The sequence below is a fragment of the Laspinema sp. D2d genome (assembly GCF_025370755.1).
Classification (GTDB): domain Bacteria; phylum Cyanobacteriota; class Cyanobacteriia; order Cyanobacteriales; family Laspinemataceae; genus Laspinema.
On sequence record NZ_JAMXFC010000059.1, the window covers coordinates 1 to 24,913 of the forward strand.

At 46.9% G+C, this 24,913-nt stretch carries 25 protein-coding genes; 12 read left to right on the plus strand and 13 right to left on the minus strand.

Annotated elements, in window-relative coordinates; genetic code table 11:
• Positions 1-174: 174 nt before the first annotated feature.
• From NG796_RS25035 to NG796_RS25045, 3 genes are all read left to right on the plus strand, one after another.
• Positions 175-405: a type II toxin-antitoxin system Phd/YefM family antitoxin gene (locus NG796_RS25035; RefSeq protein WP_261210083.1), complete on the plus strand. Its 231-nt coding sequence runs from the start codon at positions 175-177 to the stop codon at positions 403-405.
• The gene (locus NG796_RS25040; protein WP_261210085.1) at positions 402-791 is read left to right on the plus strand and encodes a type II toxin-antitoxin system VapC family toxin; all 390 of its coding nucleotides are present in this window, start codon (positions 402-404) and stop codon (positions 789-791) included. The genes NG796_RS25035 and NG796_RS25040 overlap by 4 nt, the downstream gene beginning before the upstream one ends.
• Positions 792-1,177: 386 nt before the next feature.
• Positions 1,178-1,825 carry a Uma2 family endonuclease gene (locus NG796_RS25045; RefSeq protein WP_261210087.1) on the plus strand — a complete coding sequence of 216 codons (648 nt, stop codon included), beginning with the start codon at positions 1,178-1,180 and terminating at the stop codon, positions 1,823-1,825.
• A gap of 65 nt (positions 1,826-1,890) precedes the next feature.
• Here the strand turns inward: NG796_RS25045 and NG796_RS25050 are convergent, their stop codons facing one another.
• The 5 genes from NG796_RS25050 to NG796_RS25070 all read right to left on the minus strand — a co-directional run bounded on the left by NG796_RS25050 (position 1,891) and on the right by NG796_RS25070 (position 7,318).
• Complete coding sequence (locus NG796_RS25050) at positions 1,891-3,981, minus strand: DUF262 domain-containing protein (protein ID WP_261210088.1); 2,091 nt, start codon at positions 3,979-3,981, stop codon at positions 1,891-1,893.
• Between the two features lie 113 nt (positions 3,982-4,094).
• The gene (locus tag NG796_RS25055) at positions 4,095-4,220 is read right to left on the minus strand and encodes a hypothetical protein (protein ID WP_261210089.1); all 126 of its coding nucleotides are present in this window, start codon (positions 4,218-4,220) and stop codon (positions 4,095-4,097) included.
• A gap of 185 nt (positions 4,221-4,405) precedes the next feature.
• Positions 4,406-5,587: a DNA cytosine methyltransferase gene (locus NG796_RS25060; protein WP_261210090.1), complete on the minus strand. Its 1,182-nt coding sequence runs from the start codon at positions 5,585-5,587 to the stop codon at positions 4,406-4,408.
• Positions 5,568-6,215 carry an Eco29kI family restriction endonuclease gene (locus NG796_RS25065; protein ID WP_261210091.1) on the minus strand — a complete coding sequence of 216 codons (648 nt, stop codon included), beginning with the start codon at positions 6,213-6,215 and terminating at the stop codon, positions 5,568-5,570. The genes NG796_RS25060 and NG796_RS25065 overlap by 20 nt, the downstream gene beginning before the upstream one ends.
• A 170-nt stretch (positions 6,216-6,385) precedes the next feature.
• The gene (locus NG796_RS25070; protein ID WP_261210092.1) at positions 6,386-7,318 is read right to left on the minus strand and encodes an SGNH/GDSL hydrolase family protein; all 933 of its coding nucleotides are present in this window, start codon (positions 7,316-7,318) and stop codon (positions 6,386-6,388) included.
• Between the two features lie 108 nt (positions 7,319-7,426).
• Between NG796_RS25070 and dnaG the strand changes: the two genes are divergently transcribed.
• From dnaG to NG796_RS25085, 3 genes are all read left to right on the plus strand, one after another.
• Positions 7,427-9,343: a DNA primase gene (gene dnaG / locus NG796_RS25075; RefSeq protein WP_261210094.1), complete on the plus strand. Its 1,917-nt coding sequence runs from the start codon at positions 7,427-7,429 to the stop codon at positions 9,341-9,343.
• A gap of 169 nt (positions 9,344-9,512) precedes the next feature.
• Positions 9,513-10,658 carry a glycine cleavage system aminomethyltransferase GcvT gene (gcvT, locus tag NG796_RS25080; RefSeq protein WP_261210096.1) on the plus strand — a complete coding sequence of 382 codons (1,146 nt, stop codon included), beginning with the start codon at positions 9,513-9,515 and terminating at the stop codon, positions 10,656-10,658.
• A gap of 119 nt (positions 10,659-10,777) precedes the next feature.
• Complete coding sequence (locus tag NG796_RS25085; protein ID WP_261210098.1) at positions 10,778-11,797, plus strand: nucleoside hydrolase; 1,020 nt, start codon at positions 10,778-10,780, stop codon at positions 11,795-11,797.
• A gap of 67 nt (positions 11,798-11,864) precedes the next feature.
• Here the strand turns inward: NG796_RS25085 and NG796_RS25090 are convergent, their stop codons facing one another.
• Positions 11,865-12,224 carry a hypothetical protein gene (locus NG796_RS25090; protein WP_261210099.1) on the minus strand — a complete coding sequence of 120 codons (360 nt, stop codon included), beginning with the start codon at positions 12,222-12,224 and terminating at the stop codon, positions 11,865-11,867.
• 203 nt (positions 12,225-12,427) lie between these two features.
• Complete coding sequence (gene rimI, locus NG796_RS25095; protein WP_261210101.1) at positions 12,428-13,009, minus strand: ribosomal protein S18-alanine N-acetyltransferase; 582 nt, start codon at positions 13,007-13,009, stop codon at positions 12,428-12,430.
• Between the two features lie 101 nt (positions 13,010-13,110).
• On the opposite strand from rimI, the gene lysA reads away from it, so the two are divergent.
• The 3 genes from lysA (at position 13,111) to uppS (ending at position 16,453) form a co-directional block, all read left to right on the plus strand.
• Positions 13,111-14,520: a diaminopimelate decarboxylase gene (lysA, locus tag NG796_RS25100; protein ID WP_261210103.1), complete on the plus strand. Its 1,410-nt coding sequence runs from the start codon at positions 13,111-13,113 to the stop codon at positions 14,518-14,520.
• A gap of 230 nt (positions 14,521-14,750) precedes the next feature.
• Positions 14,751-15,707: a diadenylate cyclase CdaA gene (gene cdaA / locus NG796_RS25105; RefSeq protein ID WP_261210105.1), complete on the plus strand. Its 957-nt coding sequence runs from the start codon at positions 14,751-14,753 to the stop codon at positions 15,705-15,707.
• A complete protein-coding gene (gene uppS / locus NG796_RS25110) occupies positions 15,704-16,453 on the plus strand; it encodes a polyprenyl diphosphate synthase (RefSeq protein WP_261210106.1) in 750 nt (249 codons plus the stop codon). Before cdaA ends, uppS begins: the two co-directional genes overlap by 4 nt.
• 77 nt (positions 16,454-16,530) lie before the next feature.
• Here uppS and NG796_RS25115 read toward each other — a convergent pair whose 3' ends face one another.
• The 3 genes from NG796_RS25115 to NG796_RS25125 form a co-directional block, all read right to left on the minus strand.
• Positions 16,531-16,803 carry a DUF3143 domain-containing protein gene (locus NG796_RS25115; protein ID WP_261210108.1) on the minus strand — a complete coding sequence of 91 codons (273 nt, stop codon included), beginning with the start codon at positions 16,801-16,803 and terminating at the stop codon, positions 16,531-16,533.
• 101 nt (positions 16,804-16,904) lie between these two features.
• Positions 16,905-17,456: a J domain-containing protein gene (locus NG796_RS25120; RefSeq protein WP_261210111.1), complete on the minus strand. Its 552-nt coding sequence runs from the start codon at positions 17,454-17,456 to the stop codon at positions 16,905-16,907.
• Positions 17,457-17,616: 160 nt separating this feature from the next.
• The gene (locus NG796_RS25125; RefSeq protein ID WP_261210113.1) at positions 17,617-18,249 is read right to left on the minus strand and encodes a hypothetical protein; all 633 of its coding nucleotides are present in this window, start codon (positions 18,247-18,249) and stop codon (positions 17,617-17,619) included.
• A 188-nt stretch (positions 18,250-18,437) separates the two neighbouring features.
• On the opposite strand from NG796_RS25125, the gene ilvC reads away from it, so the two are divergent.
• On the plus strand, positions 18,438-19,433 hold the full coding sequence (ilvC, locus tag NG796_RS25130; protein WP_261210114.1) for a ketol-acid reductoisomerase: 996 nt from the start codon (positions 18,438-18,440) through the stop codon (positions 19,431-19,433).
• 97 nt (positions 19,434-19,530) lie between these two features.
• Here ilvC and NG796_RS25135 read toward each other — a convergent pair whose 3' ends face one another.
• Entirely contained in the window at positions 19,531-19,767 is a 237-nt protein-coding gene (locus NG796_RS25135) for a hypothetical protein (RefSeq protein ID WP_261210116.1), read from the minus strand.
• Between the two features lie 151 nt (positions 19,768-19,918).
• On the opposite strand from NG796_RS25135, the gene NG796_RS25140 reads away from it, so the two are divergent.
• Both NG796_RS25140 and NG796_RS25145 read left to right on the plus strand, forming a co-directional pair.
• Positions 19,919-20,140 (plus strand): hypothetical protein, encoded by a 222-nt coding sequence (locus NG796_RS25140; protein ID WP_261210118.1) that lies wholly within the window; start codon positions 19,919-19,921, stop codon positions 20,138-20,140.
• An 808-nt stretch (positions 20,141-20,948) separates the two neighbouring features.
• Positions 20,949-21,686, plus strand: coding sequence for a hypothetical protein (locus NG796_RS25145; protein WP_261210120.1), 738 nt, complete (start codon positions 20,949-20,951; stop codon positions 21,684-21,686).
• A 211-nt stretch (positions 21,687-21,897) separates the two neighbouring features.
• Here NG796_RS25145 and NG796_RS25150 read toward each other — a convergent pair whose 3' ends face one another.
• A complete protein-coding gene (locus NG796_RS25150) occupies positions 21,898-23,304 on the minus strand; it encodes an amidase (RefSeq protein ID WP_261210124.1) in 1,407 nt (468 codons plus the stop codon).
• Between the two features lie 463 nt (positions 23,305-23,767).
• Positions 23,768-24,673 (minus strand): UbiA family prenyltransferase, encoded by a 906-nt coding sequence (locus tag NG796_RS25155; RefSeq protein WP_261210122.1) that lies wholly within the window; start codon positions 24,671-24,673, stop codon positions 23,768-23,770.
• Between the last annotated feature and the right edge of the window lie 240 nt (positions 24,674-24,913).

Consider the following 24,913-nt stretch of genomic DNA (forward strand, 5'->3'; position numbering starts at 1 on the left):
TATCCTCGATACGTTATTAGCTACTAAGTTTGAGCCGACTGAGTTTCATCTTGTGCAGGCTTAAATTTAATTGGTATTAGTCCAGACGCTGGGTCAGGACTCGGGGAATTTATAGTCAGCTAAAATTAAGCTGTGCGGCATTTACATTATTTTTCACGGTTCAGGACCTAACAAATGACAGAAATTACAACCAATGAACTGCCCCAAATTCTCCAGAATCTATTTATAGAAGTCGAACGGACTAAAACCCCCATGACGGTGATCCATGAAGGCAAACCCTTAGTGATTATCTATCCCGCTACGACCCCAGATGCCCGCCCCGCTTTTGGGGCGATGAAAGGAAGCGGTGAAATTTTAGGAGATATAATTGCGCCCGAGCCTCAGCCCTGGGAGGTGTTAGAATGAAAGTGCTGCTAGATACCCACATTTGGCTTTGGTATTTACTCGGAGATCAACGCTTATCAAGCCAACTTAAAACGGCAATTGCCGATCCTAATACTGAACTTTGGCTGAGTCCAATTAGCATTTGGGAAACATTGATTTTGGCAGAAAAAAGACGGATCTCTTTACATCCTGACCCAATTACATGGGTTAACTTAGCTTTAAAAACCCTGAAAACTCGTGAGGCACAGATGAATTATGCCATTGCTATTTTAAGTCGCCAAATTTCCCTACCCCATCAAGACCCAGCCGACAGATTTATTGTAGCCACAGCTATTTACTATGGGTTAACACTGGCTACAGTTGATGCTAACATTACCAGCAATTCAGCAATCCAAACCGTTAGTTAAGCAATAGTTTAAATTGATATGGCCTCGCACTCCCTCCCTGCACAGGTTGGGAAGGTGTCATTTATCAGGGTGATGGTGGTTGTGCATTGGGGGTGAGAAACCGGGTTTATTCACAGCCATCTTGGCGAAGACACAAAATTTATATGAGAAACCCGGTTTCGGGTTGTGGTAATATCTTGGCAGTTTATTGCTCCCGAACAGTTCAAAGTTTACGATTCTCCTTTTATTTATAATGTCAAAAAATAAAAAATTTTTGTATAAAGTGCATTAACCCTGAAAATTTGTAACATTTCTGAAAATGAGAAAGGGAGACTCTGCCGGTTGCCAAAGTTCCAGAGGACGAGTAACATAGAATGGATGTCAATTTTTCCTCGGAGATGATGAGCATGAATCCACTCTCTAATCTAATAGCCAGTGATACCTGGGTTCCTGCCACCTGGAATGAGTACCTGAGTGCTTTGGATGACCCCGCCCATGCTAAATCTAAAGGCTATTATAGTAATGGGCGAATGAGGTTAGAAATGCAACTATCGGTAGGCTTTGACCACAGCACAGACCATAGTGTGATTTCCCTAGCTGTTAACTTGTATAGTATTTTGAAGGCGATCGCATTTAAAGAATTAGATAACTGTTCCTTCCGCAAACCGGGCTATGTCGAGTTTCAGCCGGATTTAGCGTATTACATTGGCACTAAGGCAACCGCCATCCCCAAAGGCACTGACATTGTGAATCTGGAAGAGTATCCGGTACCGGATTTGGTGGTGGAGGTGGCGAAATCATCCCTCTTGGACGATCGCACCGTCAAGCGAGTCCTCTATGAAGAGGTGGGGATTGCTGAGTATTGGATTGTGAACGTGGAAACAGCGGAGGTATTGGCATATCAGATGAGCGATCGGGGGAGTCAGCGAATTGATGTTTCTCTGATGTTTCCAGGACTAGAGATAGCGACCCTAGACCAAGCGCTGCAACGGAGTCGCAACCAAGACCAATCCCAAGTCGGAGCCTGGTTAATGGCACAATTTCAGTCAGTTTGAAATGGATAATGGACATTAGACAATTTTCACTTGTCCATTATCAATTATCAATTATCAATTATCCATTACTCTACGTCTCCCATTTGTCTTTCTAAGGATTGCCTCACCAACCCTAAAACATAGGGTAATTCATCAAGAGATGCTAGACCCAGCTCAACATCCCCATTTCCCCATCGCCCCACACTCGATACATCTTGGCAAATTCTCTTGGGATCATTAATTTCTGGAAATCGCATATTTAAAGAAATTCGTAACCGCTTGGCTTGTGGGACTACATCTACGAAGTTGGACTCCAATTTATAAGCAACATAGAGCTTCAAAAACTCCTCAGTTATGCCAGAATCAAGGGCAAGAACTTCCTTGCGAAAGGCTTGAAAAAGGTCTGCCATTTTTCCAGAACACAGATAGGGGTGATCTTTTATCGTGTAACCTGATTGCTGAGGCTTTGATTGATAACTATCAAGCACATTAGAGTCCAATTTGGGAGAAATCCAAACATTTAAGGCCATTGTAGAGAGTCGATCTGCTCGTTTGCGAATAGCATATTCATCCCACTGCTCAACCTGCCCCAGTCCTTCATTCAAATTCAGTGGACTGTTTTTAAAACCATTTTTCATATCACGCTTATCAACAAAGGGTTTATCACTATATTCCGAGTTGTATCCAGTAAGCGTTAGATTTCCAAGGGTATGCAAGTACGTTTGATGAATGCGTTGCCAGTCTGGCCCCAGTGAGGTCTTCCATGCAGAAGAAAGATTTTCATTCTGGGGCATAATGTGTTCAATCGTGCAGTTATTTACTTCTACTTTTTCTTTTCGATCATGATTTTCCAAGCGTCGAAGCCAGTAACTGCGATCGCGAACATTGTAAAGGTCTTTAGTTTGCAGCGATCGCTTAAATTCATCATCATTAGGAAAGCGTCGGTAGGACGGCAGTAGCAGGAAGTGAGCCTGAATACTTTCGAGATAGCGCTCTTTCTTGAGGGCTTTTGTAAAGTTAGCAAAAGTTTTGTTCAAGGAATTGGTAGGAATACCACAAACAGCACGGCGGAAGACATAAGATTCCACCAGTCTAACTGCTTGCACAAAATCTGTTTCAGGGAATTCACCTGAAGCATAATCTTGATAAAGCTCTAATAGGAATGGGTAAGCTACCTCTACCTTTAATCCTCGCAGGTCTTGAAAGGCTCGTTTAAGTTGCGTTTTTGGCTCCTGCTCCAAAGCCATCGCGCAGTAGTACCCAGCAAAGGTATGAATATCTTTGACCAACGCATCCACACCATTTTGCTCAACTTCTGGGACTCTTGAATAAGCTTTAAAGGCTTCATACACGGCATTTTGATTTGGAATTTTACCAGTTTTTGCTGTTAAAAAATGACGCATAAAGCTATCGAATTGTGTTCCATAAGCCTCCTGTCCAAACTTCACTTCCATAGGCCGCCAATGTTCATCATAAAGCTGGGTTTGAAGTTTGGGTTCAAGTCCCATCAGAATGTAATTACGGATTAAGTCAGCTTGGGTTAACTCACGACCCGTGGAGTTCATACTCTCGAAAATAAGTTGGGGATTGTCCTGTCCCCGACTCAGGGCAACATCTACAACCACTAATTTTGCTAATCCTTTACAGACAGTCGCCAGATTGTCTTGATAATCCTTAATCAGTGACTCAAACAGCTCGAAGTTTTGTCTGACCCGGATAGAATAGTCTTCAGGCTGCTGGGATTGGTTGAGAATCGCAATCAGTGAGGATTTGTCAGTTTGCGAGAGAATCAGCTTATAGTATTTTTCTCCATCCTCGTCTGGATTAAGCAAATAATAGTTTCGCAATTTGCGCGGGGAAAAACCTTCCACTGGTTCAGCGTCGCCAATGGCATTAGCCAAGGCTGCAATTAGTAATGTTACTGTAGTTAGGCGTTGCTGTCCGTCAATAACTAGGAGTGGAGACTGGCTAGAAACTTGATAAAGTCCTTTTTCAATATAGACAATAGAACCAAAAAAGTGAGAACTAATTTCATCTTTTGAGCCAGTACGCATGATGTCATCCCACAACTCCCGACATTCTTTTTCTGTCCATGAGTAGGTACGTTGGTAAATGGGGATGACGAACTGCGGGGACTTCTTAATCAAGGCGAGTAGCTTAGTTTCAGAGGCTTTCATTTGAGTAATGGTAGATTTACTGAAATTGAGAAAAATTAGGGGATTTTTGATTTCGGGAAAAATTCGATATTGCTTGACCTCTTTTTCCCGGTTAATCAGTATTTTAGCTCTAATCAGTCTTCTTCTAATTCCTGAATTCCCGCATAAAGCGATGATAACCCCTTCTCAATCTCTTCCAACTTTTTCGCGAGAGGCTGACGTTGGGCGATAATACTCTGGATTTCTTGGCTTTTGTTCATGCCTGCCAATGTATTTATAGATATTCAATAGTAAACTTAATTTGAAATCCTATCATAAAATATCTCGCGGAGATCAACAAGTGTATTTCTTAATTAAATTTTAACATTTTATGCAGAAATGCTGCCACTTTGCTTCTGGATCAGGTGCAGATGGTTGTCTAATGAATTAAAAGGGGCTGAAAAATCTAGGTAGGAGAAATCTCTGACATATAAATTGTTTGAGTCAAAGAATTCGCGATATAGTGTGCTAATTTTACAGGTACAGCATTGCCAATCTGTCTCATGGCTTCTGTCCATGAACCCACAATTTTATAATCATCTGGAAACGTCTGGATTCGTTTAGCTTCAAAGGTTGTATAGTACCGAATTTGACCATCTTCATACCGAATCATATTTTCTCCTCCAGGAACACCATGATCTCCTGCTTTCAATGTCTTAGAAGGCATATCAATATAACTTCCAGTGTGTCCAGGGTATGCCTTGGCACCTGTTCTAAGAATATGCTCACTATTAAAACTTCCTTGAAGATCCGGTTTTGGGAGTTCTCCAATTTCATCTCTAACTGTTTTCCAGGGCTTTAAGGGCGGAGGGAATAATGTAGGTTGTTGGATGAGTTGCTCAACTCTTTGTTGGGTTCTTTTATTTAAATTTTCAAGTTTTGAAGGTTTGATTCTATGTCGTTCCCAATAATCACCACTGATGAATTGTGACCAGAGTAGTGCATCCAGAGAGTGGGTTTCTTGAGGAAAAACCCAGTTGATGTTTAAATCCTCTCTAATACCGACAATGAAAACTCGCTCACGGCGTTGGGGAATGCCGTAATTTGCTGCATCCACCAAGCGAAAAGTTATCTGATATTTTACAGCATTATACTGGCCTGATGTATGGATATTTTCAAGCCGGATTAGATGTTCTTGCCAAGTTTCGGAATGGTTGATGTCAATATCAGGATAGGTTAATCTTAAAATGATATATTCAAAGTAACGCTTAAATGATGTGCGCAAGAGACCTTTGACATTTTCAAAAATAAAAAACTTGGGCCTAGAGATACTGATAGCTTTGCACACATAAGGAAACATATCTCGTTCATCTATATTTCCTTGATGCTTTCCTCCCATTGAAAAGGGTTGACAGGGCGGACCACCTGCAACCATATCAATGTTATCAAACTGGTTAAAGTGGAATAAACGAATATCGGTATTATAAACCAGATTTTCGCTATAGTTATAGCTCAAAGTTTTGCAGGCATCTTTATTCCATTCAATCAAGGCAATGTGTTGAATTCCCGAGAGTTCTATTCCTTTAGCTAGACCCCCTGCACCTGCAAATAATTCTAAGCAAGATATTTTAGGGTTGTTCTTCATCATCTAAATTATTTAAAAAGTTTTCAATACTTTGAAAAAGATCTTCCCGGTTTGCAGGTATTCCCTGGCACTTTTCTGCCCAAGGACGTCCCGGATGGCAAATATCCCAATCTGATTTTGCTTGCTGGTATCTACCCTTGCCCGGGTCATGATTACCAAATCCGTCAATTAAAGTGTTCCAAATGGGTTGATATCTTCGGATGAGGGCCGCCTCAACCGTTCCAATTAAATCACTTTCTCTCCCTTCGAGAATCATAAAACGGCAGAAAAAATCTGATATCTCTAAACCCTCTCCCATATTGATGCTATGACTATGTTCATAGATTCGATTATATAATTCGTAACTTCTATTGTCTGTGGAGGATAACTGCCTAGCTTGCCGCCACCCTTTGGGAACTGCTTTACCAATATAAATTGGCATATTAAATGCAGTTCTATTAACTTTATGAAATTTTGAGTAGGTTCCAGATTGAGCAATACAGTATAGAGCATACACGCCCGTACCCGAAAAGCGTTTGGGAATAGGAATCGAATGTACAGGCGTTCCATTGAAAAAGCGAATTGTATCTTTGATGATGGCGTCAAAGTCGGAAGAAACATAGATATGTTGTGAACGATCAAAAATATTCATCCCTGCTCGGTCTTAAACCATTAACCATCAGCATAATAACATCAGATGGGATGATTGCTTAATATATTTAGAGGAAAGGAGTGCTTTCGCGTAGCGTGGCGGAGGCATCACATCTTCTTGCCCGCTCTTGACAAGAGCGAGCGTTTTGCTCGCACTCCTACCCCAATGCATTAAAATGACATCATCGGCGCAAGGGCCTCAGTAATCTGTCGGGTAACCAATTCATTGCCACTGGGACTGAGATGAATGTGGTCCCGATATAGAGTTTCTGGGTTTTCTACGGCATTAAAAGGGTCTAAAAAATCTAAGTAGGGGATTTGATGCTGTTGGGTGAATTGTTGCAGGCGTTGACGGGCTTTTATTTCATAGTCTTTTGGTCCCGGTTCTCCGAGTTCGCGTAATAACGGGGTGATTGCTAATAGCAATTGACCTTGGTTTTCGGTGACGATTTGCTGAATTTGCTGAATTGCTGCTAAGTTTAATCCCACCCGATCGCCTTGTTCCTCGGGTAACTTAGGCACTGTTGGCGCAGGTAACAGATATCGACTCACAACCTCTACCAGTGCTAAGGGCGGTTTTTTGTGGGGATAGTTGCGATCGCGTCCAACTTGTATAGAACTCGGTTGGGTCCCAAACAAATCGTCGGTATTGATTAGCAACACCACTGCCTTTGCACCAAAGGTCCCAAATTTCTCCAGATAGGCGCGTTCATTGCGGGGTCCCCAGGAATTCGCTGAGGCGTTGAGCACTTCGATTTGAGGGGAATTCCCCGGAAGGCGTTCCGGGAGTTGTTCGCGCATTAAGGCGGAGATGGTTTGCGCCTGATCTGTCCACCATCCGCCATTGGCAACGGAGTCTCCTAGCAACAAAACTCGCGGGGTGTCTGATGTTGGGGTGAGTGTCGCACTCCGCATAGAATATTGGTTAATCTCGAAGCGATTGCCAAAGCGTCGCAGTTTTTGATTGGGTGCTAACAGATACCCGATTTTCTCGTCTGGGATGTACAGGGGAGGGTTGCCAAACCCAAAAAGCAGTCTGAGTGCCACTTCTACGGCGATGAACAGTCCGACAATTACCGCGATCGCAATCCCTATCATTTTCACAGGTTTAACCCCCACCTCAACCCTAAGCGTTTTTTCCCATCACCCGATAATAAAATCGGGATTTAGGACTTAATATGATTATAAGAATCAATCTGTAATTCTGTGCTAATGAACGTTCCTCGCATCCATCCTGACACGATTGAACAAGTCAAGCAACGTGCTGATATCGTAGATATCGTCTCTGAGCGTGTTGTACTCAAAAAACAGGGGAAAGATTTGGTGGGATTGTGTCCCTTTCATGATGAAGGGTCGCCCAGTTTTACCGTGAGTCCCAGTAAACAGATGTATTACTGTTTTGGATGTCAGGCGGGGGGAAATTCGATTACGTTTTTGATGGAAATTGGCAAACACTCGTTTTCCGATGTGGTGTTAGATCTGGCGCGACGGTATCAGGTTCCTGTGCATACCATTGAACCGGAACAGCGAGAGGAGTTACAGCGGCAGCTTTCTCTACGAGAGGAACTCTATGAAATTATGGCGATCGCTGTGCGGTTTTATGAGCACGCTTTACATCAACCGCAAGGCAGTGATGCGCTGAATTATTTGAAAGTTGACCGGCAATTGAGTCTGGAAACAATTCAACAGTTTCAATTGGGTTATGCACCAGCAGGATGGGAAAGTCTCTACAGTTATTTGGTGGAAGAAAAAGGGTTTTCGGTACAGTTGGTGGAAGAGGCGGGGTTAATTAAAGCGCGAAATACTGGAGGAGGATATTACGATCGCTTTCGCGATCGCCTAATGATTCCAATTCATGATTCCCAGGGACGGGCGATCGCTTTTGGGGGAAGAACTCTCAGCGATGAACAACCGAAGTATCTCAATTCTCCGGAAACGCCGTTATTTGATAAGGGGAGAACTCTGTATGCATTGGATAAAGCTAAAACAGCGATTTCTAAGGCAGATAAAGCGGTAGTGGTGGAGGGATATTTTGATGCGATCGCCCTTCATGCGGCGGGAATTTCTAATGTAGTTGCCTCTTTGGGGACGGCGTTGAGTTTGGATGCGGTTAAGCAATTATTGCGTTATACCGACTCTAAACAAGTGATTTTAAATTTTGATGCAGATGCGGCAGGGACAACGGCAGCGGAACGGGCGATCGGAGAAATTGCTGAATTGGCATATAAGGGACAAGTCCAACTGAAAATCATCAATATTCCCGATGGCAAAGATGCAGATGATTTTCTTAAATCTACCGGCAGTCCGGAACCCTATCGGCAACTAATGGATAATGCGCCTTTATGGTTAGATTGGCAGATGCAGCAATTGTTAGGGAAAAATAATTTAAACGACTCCGATGCTTATCAACGAGTTGCCAAGCAAATGGTGAATTTACTCACTAAAATTCAGAATCCTGATACCCGGATATCTTATGTCAATCGCTGTGCAGAAATTCTCACTCAGGGGAATCGAACCTCACTCTCTTCTCGGGCGCAAGAGTTAATTAAACAACTCAATCGAATCCGGCGCAAGGAAAGTAAGAGTGAACAGGAGAAGCAACTAGAATTGGTTCCGGTTTCTGCCGATCGCGGGTTGTTAGAAAATGCAGAAGCGGTATTATTGCGGCTGTATTTGCATTGTCCGGAACATCGCGGGGCGATCGCCCAGGAATTAGAGGCGCGGGATTTAGATTTTAGTCTCACCCATCATCGGTTTTTGTGGCAGCAAATTATCCAGGTTGAATATCACAATCCAACCGGGGATTTACTGTCTCAAGTGCAAGAGCGATTTTTACAAAATAATCGGGATTTAAAACCTGTTTCTGAGTTGTTTCATTTGGATGAAAAGTCTCAGCGAGATTTATTTAATGCGCCTCTGATGATTCAAGGGGCGATCGCTTGTATTGAAAGGGTTTTCTGTGATAAGCGTTGCCGTCAAGCGTTACAGCTTTGGGAGCAAACCGATGTGACAAAAGAACCCGACCGTGCACGTTACTATCAAGAACAAATTTCTGAAGAAAAAAAGCGAATTGAAGAACTAGATAAACATCGGCAAGTGAGTTTAATTGATTGGTTACAAATGTATTAAAAATTAGGGCAATTTTTAAAATTTTGGAAGAGTATAAAAAATATAAGCACAAAACGGATCGGACCGACAGGCAGATTCCCCGGTTTCCCCATCACCTGTTTATCCCCCTGCCACCGTGTCCAATTTCCCCTAAAATAGGAAATATTTCACCGAACCGGAGGTAACATTAGTGGCAACCACAGCAGCAAATGAGACGGCACAACCCCTGTCCCGAACTCCCCTCTATGAGGAGGCGATCGCCTTGAATGCTAGGATGACTGCCTTCTCGGGATGGGAAATGCCGGTGCAGTTTTCGGGAATTAACCCGGAACATCAAGCAGTCCGAACCGCTGCGGGAATGTTTGATATCTCCCACATGGGGATGTTTTCGCTTTCCGGTAAAGATTTGCTAACGCAAATGCAAGGATTAGTCCCCTCAGATTTGTCTCGGTTACAACCCGGTGAGGGTCAGTACACAGTGCTCCTGAATGCCCAAGGCGGTATCCTAGATGATATTATTTTTTATAATCAAGGACAGGATGAAACTGGAAAGCACTTTGCTCAAGTGATTGTCAATGCTGCCACTTGTGCGCAAGATAAAGCTTGGTTGTTAGCACAATTGGTCGGGTCCGATGTGGAATTGCAGGATTTATCCAAACAAAAGGTATTACTAGCGGTTCAAGGTCCCGAAGCAGTACAGAAACTGCAACAGTTTGTGGAGGTGGATCTATCTTCGGTGAAACCCTTTGGACATTTACAAGGGTCCGTATGTGGGGGAAATGGATTTTTGGCCCGCACGGGATACACTGGGGAAGATGGGTATGAGGTGATGGTGAATCCAGAAACGGGAATGACCCTGTGGCGATCGCTGTTGGATGCAGGAGTAACTCCCTGTGGTTTGGGTTGTCGGGATACCCTTCGTCTGGAAGCAGCAATGGCACTTTATGGTCAAGATATTGATGAAAAAACTACGCCATTAGAAGCAGGTTTGGGTTGGTTAGTTCATCTGGATAGCAAAGGGGAATTTATCGGGAGGGAAGTGTTAGCAAACCAGAAGGAAACGGGGGTTAAACAGCGCTTGGTGGGAATCGAAATGCAGGGTCGTTATATTGCGCGTCATGGTTATCCGGTGATATCTGAAGGTAAACCAGTCGGAGAAGTTACCAGTGGCAGTTGGTCGCCGACTTTAGAAAAGGCGATCGCCTTAGCTTATTTACCCCTAGAACTGAGTAAACCCGGTCAATCCATTCAGGTAGAAATTCGTGGAAAAACCTATCCCGGAACGGTGGTTAAAAAGCCTTTTTATCGGTCTACTAAAAAGCCTCAAAAATCTTAATTAACTCATTAGATTGGTTGCAAAAATCGGGATTGATCCCCCCAACCCCCCTTAAGAAGGGGGGCTTTTAAAAAAATTGTCAAAAATCTAGGAATTCTATAAAGTATTTATGAGGAATTATGTCCGGTCAAATCTTGACACCATCTCCCCGAAAAATTCTAGTAGATACAGACCCTGGGGGAGATGATACGTTTGCATTGCTGTGGTTGCAAAGTTTGGTGAAACAAGGGTTTGCTGAATGGTCGGGGGTGACGACTGTGGCGGGAAATGTTTCCGCTGAATTGACTTTTGCTAGTGCTTGTAAAGTCTTAGCATTAGGTGGGTTTGAATCGGTGAAGGTGGGACGGAGTGTGGTTTGGGAGGGTGGAAAAATTGGGGATGCTGCGGAAGTACATGGAATCGATGGCATGGGCAATTTATCTCATTTATTGCCAGATTCTCATCGACAATTTGCAGCGGCACCCTATGCCGATGAGATGATTATTGAAACCTTGGAAGCTGCACCGGGAGAGGTGACGGTAATTGGGTTGGGACCGCTGACAAATTTGGCGGCAGCAGAACAGAAACGACCGGGAATTTTGCGGTTGGCGAAGGAATTGGTGTTAATGGCGGGTGCGTTTGAGGTTCCCGGAAATGTGAGTTCAATAGCTGAGTTTAATGTGGCGTTTAATCCCGAGGCGGCAGTCGCTGTTTTGGAGAGTCGCGAGGATTTGGTGATTTTGCCGTTGGATGTGACCCGGAAGCTAATTTTAACAGTGGAGATGACAGAGGCGATCGCCCAGGGATATCCTAACCTTTTTTTGGCCCAGTTTATTCACCACCTGAGTCAATTTATGAGCAAGTCTTGTTTACAACATCGAGAAACCGCTGGAATCAATGGATTTTTAGTTCATGATGCGGTCACCGTTGCTTATTTATTTTATCCAGAAACCTTGTTATTTCGGCGGGGATTGGTGAGGGTAGAAACCGCTGGAAATTATACCCGAGGTCAAACGATTTTAGACCGTCGCCACGGGACTAAATCCTGTACGAATGCGTTTGTGGCGGTGCAAGTTGAGGCAATGAATTTGTTGGGAATTTTAGTGGATGATTTAAAAAGACTCTGTTCCCAGAGGATAAAAGAAGGAGTTAGGGTTTAATGAGGGAATGACTCCAACAGAAAGGGGAGAGTTGCCGTTGCAACCCTCCCCTTTCTCCTGACATCAATCACCGTTGGCCCTCGACCTGTTCTAATCGATCTAACCGAGTGAAATCGATTTGAACCGCTAACCCATCACCCTCGTTTTCCTGGGAAGGAACAGTAAGGCGGATGGGAAGGAGGAGGGGAGTGCCGAATTCAGTTTCAGGGTTTTGATTGGGGAGATCCCAGTCAAAATCACTAATTCCCCGTTCCAGATCGGCGCGATCGCCCATATCTGTTTGCGAAATCTCCTCTGTAGATTCTGGACTAGATTCAGGACCTTGGGCAATGAACCGTTCAGAATTCATCGCCATTGCCGGTCCGATCGCGGTCAGACTCAGACTGACTCCCGCGAAAGTCAGGAGTGTAGACAGTAGTTTTGGCATATATATACCCCCTTAGATATTTTAGGGTGGTTTTACTAGACAAGGTAAGAAAGAATGCTGTTTAACTCGTCAATCAAAAATTCAACAGTCAGACCCAGGGTCTGCTATTGCGATCGTCATGAAACCCCAACTTTTAAAAGTGGTTTTTAACGTTTCAGAAAACCTAATAGCATTATACCAAAAACTAGCCAAAAATCATCAACCTAAAGATGTACCGATAAAGACCAGCCCGATTGAGCGAGGCGATCGCGTACAATGACTTCCCACTGCCCTAAAGTATCAGTGAATTCGGGTTTATGCAAACCAGAAAGCCAAAAAATCAGGGCATCTTCGTCCGTGTCTTTATAGTACCGTTTACGAAAACCAACCTCCCTAAAACCAAACTTTTGGTAGAGAGACCAAGCCGGTTGATTAGAGCGACGTACTTCCAAGGTGGCCCATTCCAGACCCCGCTGACAAGCACAAGTCAACAGCCCGTAGAGCAGAGACTGACCGAAACCCTGATGCCAATAATCGGGATGAATGGCAAGAACCGTGATATGAGCTTCCTCCAGAATCGACCAGAGGCAACCAATGCCCACCAGAGGGGAAACCGGAGTAGAGTCTAGGGAATCAGAAGAGTCCGGTGTTGAAGGAATCGATAACACCAGCAAATCACTGTTAGGACTGTTGAACTCGCGCTGATAGGCATCAAAGCTCCACATTCCGCCCAAAGAACGCTGATCGAGTTCCACGACAGACTCCAACAGGTCGGGGGTGAGTCGGTTGAGTAATAGAACAGGCACAAAACAGCCGAGTTTGATTGGAGAAAGGACAGGAGACGATTGTACACTGGAAAACGAAGCCACTTACGCTGCTCGACTTAACCTCATACAAATTGTTAAATATGGTATCCATTCAAACCCCGGCGGTTCAGAAAACAGGCCGTCAGTATCTAACTCAATCCGGTAGCGCCCCCTCGACGCGATCGCCCAATCAAGAACTACTCCCCCTCACCGCCCGAGTCAACGAAGCCGATCGCCTAGAAATCGGCGGCTGTGATGTCGTTACCTTGGTCGAGCAGTTCGGTTCGCCCCTTTATATTGTGGACGAAGACACCCTCAGAGAAGGGGCCAGACAATATCGGGACCTGTTTGTTCGGTATTATCCCGGTCAATCTCAGGTCTTGTATGCATCAAAAGCCTGGAATTGCTTGGCAATCTGCGCGATCGTCGGCCAAGAAAACCTCGGCATCGATGTCGTCAGTGGTGGTGAACTGTACACGGCCCTAGAAGCTGGTTTAAACCCCGAAAAAATTTATCTGCATGGCAACAACAAATCTCAAGAAGAATTACAGATTGCCGTTGCCAGTGGCTGTACCGTCGTGGCTGACAACTGGCAAGACTTGCATCAGTTAGTCGCGATCGCCAAAGAAACCCAACAGTCTGCCATCCGCCTCATGTTGCGGTTCACCCCGGGGATCGAGTGTCACACCCATGAATATATCCGCACCGGACACCTCGACAGCAAATTTGGCTTTGATCCCGACCAAATCGAAGAAGTCTTTGCCTTTGTCCAACAGCATCCCGTTTTCAACTGCATTGGACTCCATGCCCATATTGGCTCCCAAATTTTTGAACGGCAACCCCATCGGGACCTCGCTGGCGTCATGGTTCAATGGTTAAAACAAGCCGCTGCTTACCAACTTCCCGTAACCGAACTTAATGTCGGAGGCGGATTAGGCATTCGCTATACAGAATCTGACGACCCCCCGAGTATTGAAGAATGGGTTAAAGGCGTCAGCGAAGCGATTATTGAAGCTTGCGAGTCCCAACAAGTCGCCTTACCGAAATTGCTTTGTGAACCCGGGCGATCGCTCATTGGTCCCGCTTGCGTCACCGCCTACACCCTAGGCGCACAAAAACAGGTACCCGGAATCCGCACCTATCTTTCCGTAGATGGCGGGATGTCCGATAACCCTCGTCCGATTACCTATCAATCCGTTTATCGAGCGGTTGTCGCCAATCGGATGTCCGCACCCCTGAGTGAAACTGTTACCATAGCCGGTAAGCACTGCGAATCGGGGGACATTGTAATTCATCAAGCCAGTCTGCCTAAAACCGAAAGCGGCGATATTCTAGTCGTTATGACCACAGGTGCTTACAATTACAGCATGGCCTCGAATTATAATCGAGTACCCAGACCCGCTGCCGTATTAGTCAAAGATGGGATTGCCAACATCATCCTGGCCCGGGAAACTTACGAAGATTTAATTCGACAAGACCGCCTACCTGAACGACTGGCTCATCTGAGTTAATAGCCATTTATTGGGGCACAGGACCGGCGGTGTAAGCCCTTAAAACTTCTGGCATTGAGCCCTGTAATCGGTTAAAAACTGATTCCAGTGTTGGGGCGATCGCTTGGAGGGTGGACAAACAGCTTTGGCTCAACCCCCTGTGGGTTTTAACCCACAAAAAAGTAACAGGCTGGCGAGATTGCCAGCCTATCAATCTCGTCATGTAGAAGCGCAAGGTTAATCGAGATCCGATGGGATATTTGTGGGAGCAATTGTCGATCGACCCGAACTGGACTCAGTCCTTGCTACTTCACTTGGTCGAAATTTGGACGGACTGGATTAAAACTCCCTTGGACATCCTCTTGGTTTTGGCCCTAACCTATATGGTGCTCGTCATCATTGGGGAGCGCCGCACCCTTTGGATCGTTCGCGGATTTATCATTCTGATGGTCGCAGCCGCTATCAGTAGCCGCCTGAAACTGACTCTGTTGAGTTTCGTCCTCAATAATTTAGTGATTGGTTCGGCAGTCGCAATGGCGGTGATTCTTCAGTCAGAATTCCGCCGATTTTTGGAACAATTGGGTAAAGGCGAAATCCGGCAACTCTTTCAACCCTACCGCCAGATTATTCCTAAACCGGATAGTGTCATTGATGAAATTGTCGATGCAGTCAAGGAACTTTCCCAAAACCGCACCGGCGCTTTGATGATATTAGAAACGAGCGGTCCGATCGACGAACGGGATTTTTCCGTTCCCGGGGTAAAAATCAATGCTGAGGTCTCAAAAGAACTCTTGCAGACTATTTTTCAGACCAGTACCTTGTTACATGATGGGGCGCTATTAATTCGCGCTTCTCGCATTATGGCAGCCGGGGTGATTCTCCCCTTGTCCGATCGCAGCGCTTCCCGACAGTTAGGAACCCGCCATCGAGCCGCAATGGGGATTACAGAACGAGTGGAAAACTGCGTTTGCGTCGTCGTCTCCGAGGAAACCGGCTCGATTTCCTTGGCCGAAAAAGGTACCCTGAATCGACCGTTAACCAGTAGTAAACTCAAGGAACTACTACAAGCCCGATTTTCACAAACCGTCGAACGGGAACCCGTTGCTCCAGATTTGCGAAATTTAGGCCGTCAGTTACTATCAAAAGCAGTCGGACTCGTGCTACGCTTGCTCCGTCTTCCATCGTCGGCTTCACGGGAGAAAAAATGATTACCAAGCCATCAGCTTTACAACAGTTGCCTGCTGACCTCGATCGCGAGAGACTCCCCAAGCACGTAGCAGTGATCATGGATGGAAATGGTCGATGGGCAAAGCTTCATGGAATGCCCCGGTTTATGGGGCATCGGCGGGGAGTCGATACCCTGAAGGACCTCCTGCGCTGCTGTCGGGATTGGGGTATTCAGGCCCTCACCGTTTATGCATTTTCCAGTGAAAATTGGGGGCGTCCCTTAGAGGAAGTCAATTTTTTAATGACCCTGTTTGAGCGGGTCCTGCGCCAAGAGCTCCAGGAGATGATGGAGGAAAATGTTCGGATTAACTTTGTGGGAAACTTAGAGTCTTTGCCGAAATCCCTCCAAGAAGAAATCAGGCGATCGGTGGAAAATACTCGCAACAATAAGGGGATTCATTTTACGATCGCCACGAATTACGGGGGTCGTCAGGAAATAGTCCAAGCTTGTCGGGCGATCGCTGAACAAGTCCAGCAAGGTTTAATTCAACCCGAACAAATCGATGAGGCGTTATTTGAACGTCATCTCTACACCTCCGATGTCGGGGACCCGGATTTGTTGATTCGCACCAGTGGCGAAATGCGCCTCAGCAATTTTCTCCTCTGGCAAGTCGCCTATTCAGAACTCTATGTCACCGACACCCTCTGGCCGGATTTTAACCGCCAAGAATTCCATTACGCCCTCCGTTCCTATCAAAAACGAGAACGCCGTTTCGGCAAAGTCTAACCCTCCCCATCCCCCAACTCTCCCCCATCCCCCAACTCTCCCCTATCCTCCCCATCTCCCCCATCTCCCCCACTCCCCTACGGTCCACTAAAAATCGCTTCTTCAATATCTCGCCGACTGAGAGAATATTTGAAGGAGCGTTGAACATCTTGCACCCCACCCTCAGCATTGATGTAGCGGACACTGACATGATCGACATCTAGGACAAGTTCTGCATTCCAACTGGGGCGTTCTACCCGCCAGCAGTGCAGTTCCGTTCGGTCTTGTTCGCATCCCTGGTCCTCTAACCATTGCTCGATCGCAGGAAGAGCATGGTTATAAAGCGGGGTATCCGGTGAAGGTAAGGTCATAAAAAATTTAGCTTTGCTCAAGTAAGTTTAGAAAATTTGTTCTACGGGGATTCCCCGATCGCCGTCACCGCGTCCTGTGTTTTGAGGATAAAAAAGACAGTTCACGAGTTCAACATCCAACTTGGGTCGGATAGGTTCATTCTCCCATCAGAGGCGATCGTCGAGACGGGCATGGAGAACAATTCGGGAGTTTGAGAGGATAAGGCCACATTTTCTCGGGTCAACCCGATCGCGATCGCCAGTAACAAACAACCCATCAACGTGATCCCCAGAATCAACAGCACAAACAACTCCCCACCGGACAAAGGACGCTCAGACGGCTCTCGACCCATCCCTGGAGACCGCTCATAAACAGCTTCAGGAGTGCGTTTCCAGTGCGGTGGTAGCTGGACCCCATTGCCCCCGATTCCGTCCCGCTCTAGTCTCAATTTCACATCATAGAGATGTCGTTCTCGGTCATTACTCAAAGTCGTATAGGCATCTTTAAGCTGTTGAAACTTTTCCCGAGCTTCATCAGGAGGAAGGGGGGACGTATCGGGATGATACCGTTTACTCAGTTCCCGATAAGCGCGCCGAATTTCCGGCACTGTTGCCCCATTGGAGAGACCAAGCAAGGCATAATAATTGAGGGCCGACAAGGTACCCGGTGGCATCGGGAGTTTTCGGTTGTTGAAGTTTACTCGGTTTTGAGTCACAACAAACACCACTGGCGTGAGTTTTAGCTAGTTTATCGCATCTATCGAGAGTCCGGGCAAATCATGAATTTCTGATCCAGTTTCGGGTCCTTCTGGAAGATTTGCTGCCGTCCTGATTTTAAGTAAAGTCCGTGCGAATCCGGGCGATCGCTGCATTCAGGGCGTCGCTATCCATCCAACTGACAAACCCCCCATAAATAATATTCCCTTGGGCATCGGCGAGGAAAATATGGTCAATTCCCGCCCAATTTTTCCAGGTGCGGACCACTGTTCCATCCCGCAGGACAAAAATTGGGCGAGAATTTTTCAAGTCGCTGTCGGAAGCATAGTTGATGCCCTTAACCTGGTCTAAAAGGGCGATCGCCTCCTGAGTTACGGGTGCAATCGAGGTCGCAAAATTCGCCTGTTGGTTGCCCACTTGGCGCACTTCCCATTCCAGACGAGATTTCAACTCCTCAGAAATCGGTAACCACTCCAACTCCCCTAAAACCACCTGAGTGCGTTCGGTACGAGCACGCACCCGATAGACATCAGTGAGTAATTGTTCAAGACTTTCCCGGGTCAGATATTCAGCAATTAACCCAGTAATCCCCAAAACGCCGATGCCGCCGAGGACTCCGGCGGGACCCCCCAACATCGCTAAGGCAGCGGCGATCGCCGCTGAACCTGTTAACCCTGTCGTTGCCATTGCGATCGCCAAAATAATTCCAGGCAGTCCCAAAGCGGCCACCTTTTTTACCACTTCATCCATTGGTTCTATCCTTCCTGGGACATAATATCGAGCTTACGATTTCTAGGGTAGCCTTAAGCCACCAGAATCAAATAGAACCCCATCCTCCACTCGCAAAAACTCTACTTGACCTTGGAATCCTTCCTCTTATCTGATACAATACAAAGTTTGCAATATTTACGAAGCTTGCTGGAAGGAGACGTCTGTTTATGGCCCGGATGTACTACGACGAAGACGCAAATTTGGACCTATTAGCCGGAAAAACCATTGCAATTATTGGTTACGGCTCTCAAGGTCACGCCCACGCCCTCAACCTCAAAGATAGTGGCATGAACGTCATTGTCGGGCTGTATCCGGGCAGCAAATCAGCCACCAAAGCAAAAGACGCCGGATTGACCGTGCATAGCGTTGCTGACGCCGCGAAAGCTGCTGACTGGATTATGATTTTGTTGCCGGATGAGGTCCAAAAGTCGGTTTATAAAAATGAAATTGAGCCGAATCTCAGCGCAGGCAATGTACTGTGTTTTGCCCACGGTTTTAACATTCATTTTGGACAAGTTGTCCCCCCGGATGATGTGGATGTGGTGATGGTGGCACCGAAAGGGCCGGGACATTTGGTGCGTCGGACTTATGAACAGGGAGAAGGGGTTCCCGCCTTGTTTGCGGTGTATCAAGATGCTACGGGTCAAGCGCGCGATCGGGCAATGGCTTACGCTAAAGGCATTGGCGGTACCCGCGCCGGTATCCTCGAAACGACTTTCCGCGAAGAAACCGAAACCGACTTGTTTGGTGAACAAGCGGTGCTTTGTGGGGGCCTCAGTGCCTTAATTAAAGCCGGGTTTGAAACCTTGGTTGAAGCTGGATATCAGCCCGAATTGGCTTATTTTGAATGTCTGCATGAAGTCAAACTGATTGTCGATTTGATTGTGGAAGGTGGACTCGCCACCATGCGCGACAGTATCTCCAATACCGCAGAATATGGAGACTACACGCGCGGTCCTCGCATCGTCACCGATACCACCCGCGCCGAAATGCGGAAAATTCTCAAGGAAATTCAAACGGGACAATTTGCTCGGGAATTCGTGTTAGAAAACCAATCTGGTAAGGCTGGATTTACCGCCATGCGCCGACAAGAAGCCGAACATCCCATTGAGGAAGTCGGAAAAGATTTGCGGGCGATGTTTAGTTGGCTGAAGAAAAAATAAGCCCCGGTCGTAGAAAAAGCAAAAACCACAGACGCGCCCTAGGGCGCGTCTGTGCTGCGGTGCAATGGTCCAAGGGTTGGGAACGCCTGGAATTCCATTACTTACTTTTTTGTTCTTGTTGAAGTTGCTGTTCTGTTCGCTCAAACGAATCGGGTTTTTCTTTAGTGTTAGAAACCCACTTCGGGATGAGTCCGTTGCCAAATTTCGTCAGGCTGGTGCGAGTTTGGACGCTCGTAGTCTGCATTTCTTTTGGCAGAAAAGTCAATTTATCTCCAAATCCGATATACAGAAACGCCAAGAGAATCGAGCCTGTAATTAAGGTCGTTTTAAGCATCTGTGTCTTTAGAGTGAAAGGACAGCACTGTTCTGTGAGGCTCACACAACAAGATGATACCACATTTTCTCTGGGTTGAGGCAAATTAGGGACCCATTGGGGAGAGCTAAAATTTTATTCCTTGAGCTGGGAGGTTGGATGAGGGGAGGGGGTGGTCCTTGCCGATCGCCAGGATCTAGGCAGTCGAATCGATGAAGTGCGCTTTGTTTCTTCCCCCCGTCCTGAAGAGGCGATCGCCCGGGGGAGTCAGCTTGAATTTAGGGGTTCTCTTCATGGCCCCAGCACATCCTTTGCTAAAGCCGATCGCCAAACAGCCCATACCCAGTCCCGATGGTTCTCCCCACCGGGGCGCTCCGCTACCCTTTTCTCTTAGAAAATCTCTCATCCAAAGGGAATAAAAACCAAGAAATTAGCTTTAGAATTGAACAATCTTCAACTAAATTTTAAACTCCAGATTCAAAACGGGGTTTAGACTCATTTTTTATAGGATTGTTCCCCAAAAACTTATCCAAAATTTATACTTCAATATTTTTCTTTAATCCATTGGATTTTTACCGATTCCTCTACCGAATTATAGGGACTTTAAATCCCTCCAGGGGGGGAGCCGAACTAGATTTTATACCAGTACAGTTGAAATTACAGCAGGGTTGAATCCTGAACCAATCAGGAGTCCAATCCGCCTAGAGTTTCAACCGATTCTCTAGGGTCCAAGGCCCGACTCGATGGGACATTGGGGTAAACTCTCATCCCCTGTGCCAAGCCCTCTGATTCAGAAGGCGATCGGCCCGAGGATGACCCAAAAAAAGTCGTTTTGCGCCCTCGAATCCTTTCGATTCATTCGCAAAACAATCCCTGTTCCTTCTGACGGTATCTTATCCCCGCTCAGACTCTCGAACTCTCATTATTAAACTATTTTTTTTAGGAAGGGGTGTACAGCAACTGTGAAACCGTTGAACCAGCAACGATCCACTCCAAAACTTTTGGATTGAAATTGCATTTTAATCCCGTGGATTCTCAAAGCCGAAGCAGATAATGACCTCGAAAATGAACCCGGGTAGACCCTTTGTTTTTAACTCAGTTGGAAATCTTTAAAAGCTTGAACCAACACCCTGGTTATTTCCCGTCTCAAACTGCCGACGTTACCTACCCCCATTTGTTGAATACTTTTGATAGAACCGATTATGAAATCTAACGAACGCAAATCCTATCCTCAAACCCCTTCCGAGGTCAACAGCACACCTCAAGGGCATGGTCAAGTCAGCGTACCCCCCGCCAGTCCGACGGCTGCCCGAGTCAATCAGGCACAAAATGCGGGTTATAACGAAGGTTATGTACATGGTCGAGTGGTGGAAAACGTTCAAGAAAATCGACTGCGCGATCGCGATAACGACAATTCCGCCCGAGGCTTATTCTTGGGTATTATCCTCTCTTCCTTAGTCGCGTTAGGGGCAGGGACTCTATACTATCTGTCTCAACGGGATAGCGCTTCTACTCCCCCTCCTGCGCCCGTCCCTCAACAGACGGAAGCCGAACCCGCACCCACCCGCACGATTGAGCGAGAACGGACTCTGATTGAACGAGTGATTCCAGTCCCGCAAGATACTTCCGGGGAGCAAGAGCAACCCTCTTCTGAACCCGCTCCAGCGGCGGAACCAGCCCCAAATATTAATATCACGGTCCCCAACTCTCAAACTCAAGAGGCTCCCGCAGAGCAACCGGAATCCGCCTCTCCTATCCCCTCGAATATCAACATCAACCTGCCGGAAATTAATCCTAACTCTGCGCCTGCGGAATCAGCCGAACCCGCTACGCCTCCGGTAGAAAGCCAGCAAGCACCGGAAACCCCAGCCGAAACAACTCCAGCGCCTCAGTCGGCAGAACCGAGCACTGAGTCTGGTGCGGCGATTCCTGCGAATTAAATTTTAGCCTCAACCTAAACCCTCAACTCTCTCCCCTTCAGGAGGGAGTTTTTTTATCACAGAGCAAACCCAAGTAGGGTCCGGAAACCGGGTTTCTTGCCAAATTTTGGCCTATCTATCACAGATTCAGGCAGAAACCCGGTTTCTTCATGTGGATAATCGGTAAATCCTGAGCCTAAATCTAGCTGCTAATCCCTAGTCTATTGATATCTTAGGCAATGGGGGGGCGGTATTGAATCCAAGGGTGAGCGGCTTCTAGTTGAGCGGCTAAGGTGAAGAGGGGAGCTTCTCCTGCGGGACGACCCACAAGCTGGACCCCCACGGGTAAACCGGAGGAAAATCCGGCGGGAATGGCGATCGCCGGTTGACCTGTAGCATTAAATAAGGGACAGGGGGCCACCCATTCAAAACTCTTGTGCAAAATCTCTTCAGGACTGAGATTCGCCCATTCCCCCACCCGAATGGTTGGACTCATCAATACCGGCAATACCAGGGCGTCATATTGCTCCAAGGAGGCGACAATTCGCCGGGAAAACATCTGCATCTGGGCCACTGCTTGCAAGTATTGCCCGCTTGTTATCTGCTGTCCGCGTTCTAAAAACCACTGGTTGATTGGTTGCAGAATTTCTCTAGGCATCCCGGAAAAAGAGACGCCACTGACCCAAATGGCGGTGAGGGGTTGGAGTAAATCAGTTAAGTCTAGGGAAATTTGTTCGATCGCGTGTCCCATCTCTTCCAGGCGTTGCACCGTATTGAGGACCGCCTGCTGACATTCCGGGGCGGCTTCCCCAATCGGGTCAATCTTGGTGGCAAAGGCTATCCGCAAGGGTTTTACAATTTTCGCGGTGGCATGAGCGAGAAAGGATGGGTTAGGGTCGGGAAGCCAATAAGGGTCTCCAGGAACATAACCCGCAATCAGGTCCAGCATGGCAGCGGCATCGGCAACGGTGCGGGTGAGCGCCCCATGAGTTAGTAATCCATTGACGCAATCCCCCAAGGGCGCTAGGGAAACGCGCCCTCTGGCGGGTTTGATGCCGACTAATCCACAACAAGCGGCGGGACCCCGCAGGGACCCCCCGCCATCGGATGCCTGGGCGATCGCGCATAATCCTGCACTGAGGGCGGCAGAGGCTCCTCCACTGGACCCCCCGGGGCTGTAGTCTAAATTCCAAGGATTGCGGGTGGGTGGAAATCCTGCGGGTTCTGTAAACGGAAGACTGCCTAATTGAGATGTAGCGGTTTTTCCCAAGAGGACAAATCCCCCTTGTTTGATGCGGGTAACGACAGCGCGATCGTGAGTGGGTAATTTGTCCCGCAGGGCCGCCACGCCGTAGCTACAGGGCATATCTGCCACGGCGGTGAGGTCCTTGATGGAGATGGGAATGCCAAAGAAGGGGGGCAGGGTATCGGGATCGGTTGTGGCGAGTTGTTCTGTTTTAGCTTTGGCATCAGCTAAGGCTAATTCTGAGGTAACCGTAAAATAGCTACCCAGCTTGGGATCTAAGGTTTCGATGCGGTCTAAATAAAGCTGGGTTAATTCTAAAGGCGAGAGTTGTTTGGTCCGAATCAACTGCGCTTGTTCCAAAGCCGGTGTAAATGCTAAATCCTGTTTATTCATGGTTGCTTCTCTGGCGATCGCCTTCTTCTTCTCTATCTTGTCATCGAGCACGAATCGGCGTGGGTTCGTTGATGCAACCTACCCAATTTAGCTTTAGATTGTTGCCAAGCGTGCTCATGGTTTACCTTACAATCTCGATTCCCGTTAGTAAGCATTGAAGTAGACAGTTTATCAATCGTCACTGTTTGCGATCGCCCTTCAAACTGAGAATGCCCATTTGGGTTTTTATCGGGGATCTTCCCAGACTCCACAGGGTTCGGTGAATCTGCCCACCGTTTCAGAATTTTTGACAGAATTAGACCCGATTCTGAGTTCGGGGCATTTGCCTTCAACAACGGCCAGAAAATCGGCCTATTTTCTATGGGGGAATCGTGAGGGTTCAAGATGGCATGAGCAAAAAAATGATCGCCAATCATGGGCGATCAATCTGGATGATTTCTGAGGTGAAGCGCGTTGAATTTAGCTAAAATGCAGCGCTTGCACTCCCTAAAACGATGTAATACCACGCTAAAGCCAGTAAGTAGGTATCACGGTCGGCAGTGGGCGATCGATAGAGGAACACCCGCGCAGCCACGCCCCAACTGACAAGGGCTTGGGCGAGCGCCCAGAGCAGTAAAGGTTTGTTCAAACCCGCTGGCATCAACAGTCCCACATGAATGGCTAAAGGCAACAGTAAAAAGCCGATACAAAGGATAACTCGGCTGCCCACATTGCCAAAGGTTACCGGAAATGTATTGACTCCCGTTGCTACATCTCCCTCCAAATCGCTCAGGTCTTGAATGCCCACAACAGCGCTACAAAGAATAGCGACCAATAAGATCCAAGTCCCCTGAACCATGTCAATAGAGGCGACGGCCTGCCATGCTGCTGCCATTTGAGCGATCGCTCCCAGTCCTAAAAAGAAGTGTTTTGTAGGCCAATCTACACCCAATCGCCCAAAAGTGAGACCCATGATACAGAGTTGCCAGAGCAGAGTCCATTCAAAAACCCCTAACTGCCATCCTACGACCGAAAAGCTGACCATGCTGGCAATCCAGCGCCACTTGGCTCCCCGATAGGAAATCAGTCCCCGACACAGGGGCCGATCGCGTTGGTTAATGCGATCGCCCACTACCCCCATCATTTGGTTGGCTACACAAAACGTATAAGTATATAACAAGAAATAGAGCGTGCCACCGGCTAAGACCGGCAGCAATTCTACGGCTGGCGATTCTTGCGAATTCCAGGCCACACATAGAAAAATCAATCCCGGGACAACTCCGACCCATATCTCACTTTTGATGAATAACCAATTCACCAAGAGTTCGCGCCTCACTATCTGCGCCCATCGGGTGCCCCAGTTCCAGTTTCCTAGCAGTTTAGCTTGCACAATCGCTTTTTCTCCCTTACACCCTATTATTGAATTGAGCGAGCTGCTATACTCTAAGATGCTGAAGCTCGGGTTGAACGAACTCAGCGATCGCCTTTCATTTAACGGATTATATCACCTTCCCATTGATTTGGTTTGCCCGGGAAGCTTAAATTTTTTTTAAGACTGGAGTTTAGACTAAGCGAAATTTGACCCACCAGGAGGGGAGCCACTGTTAAAAGAGTGTAGGACAAAAATGAG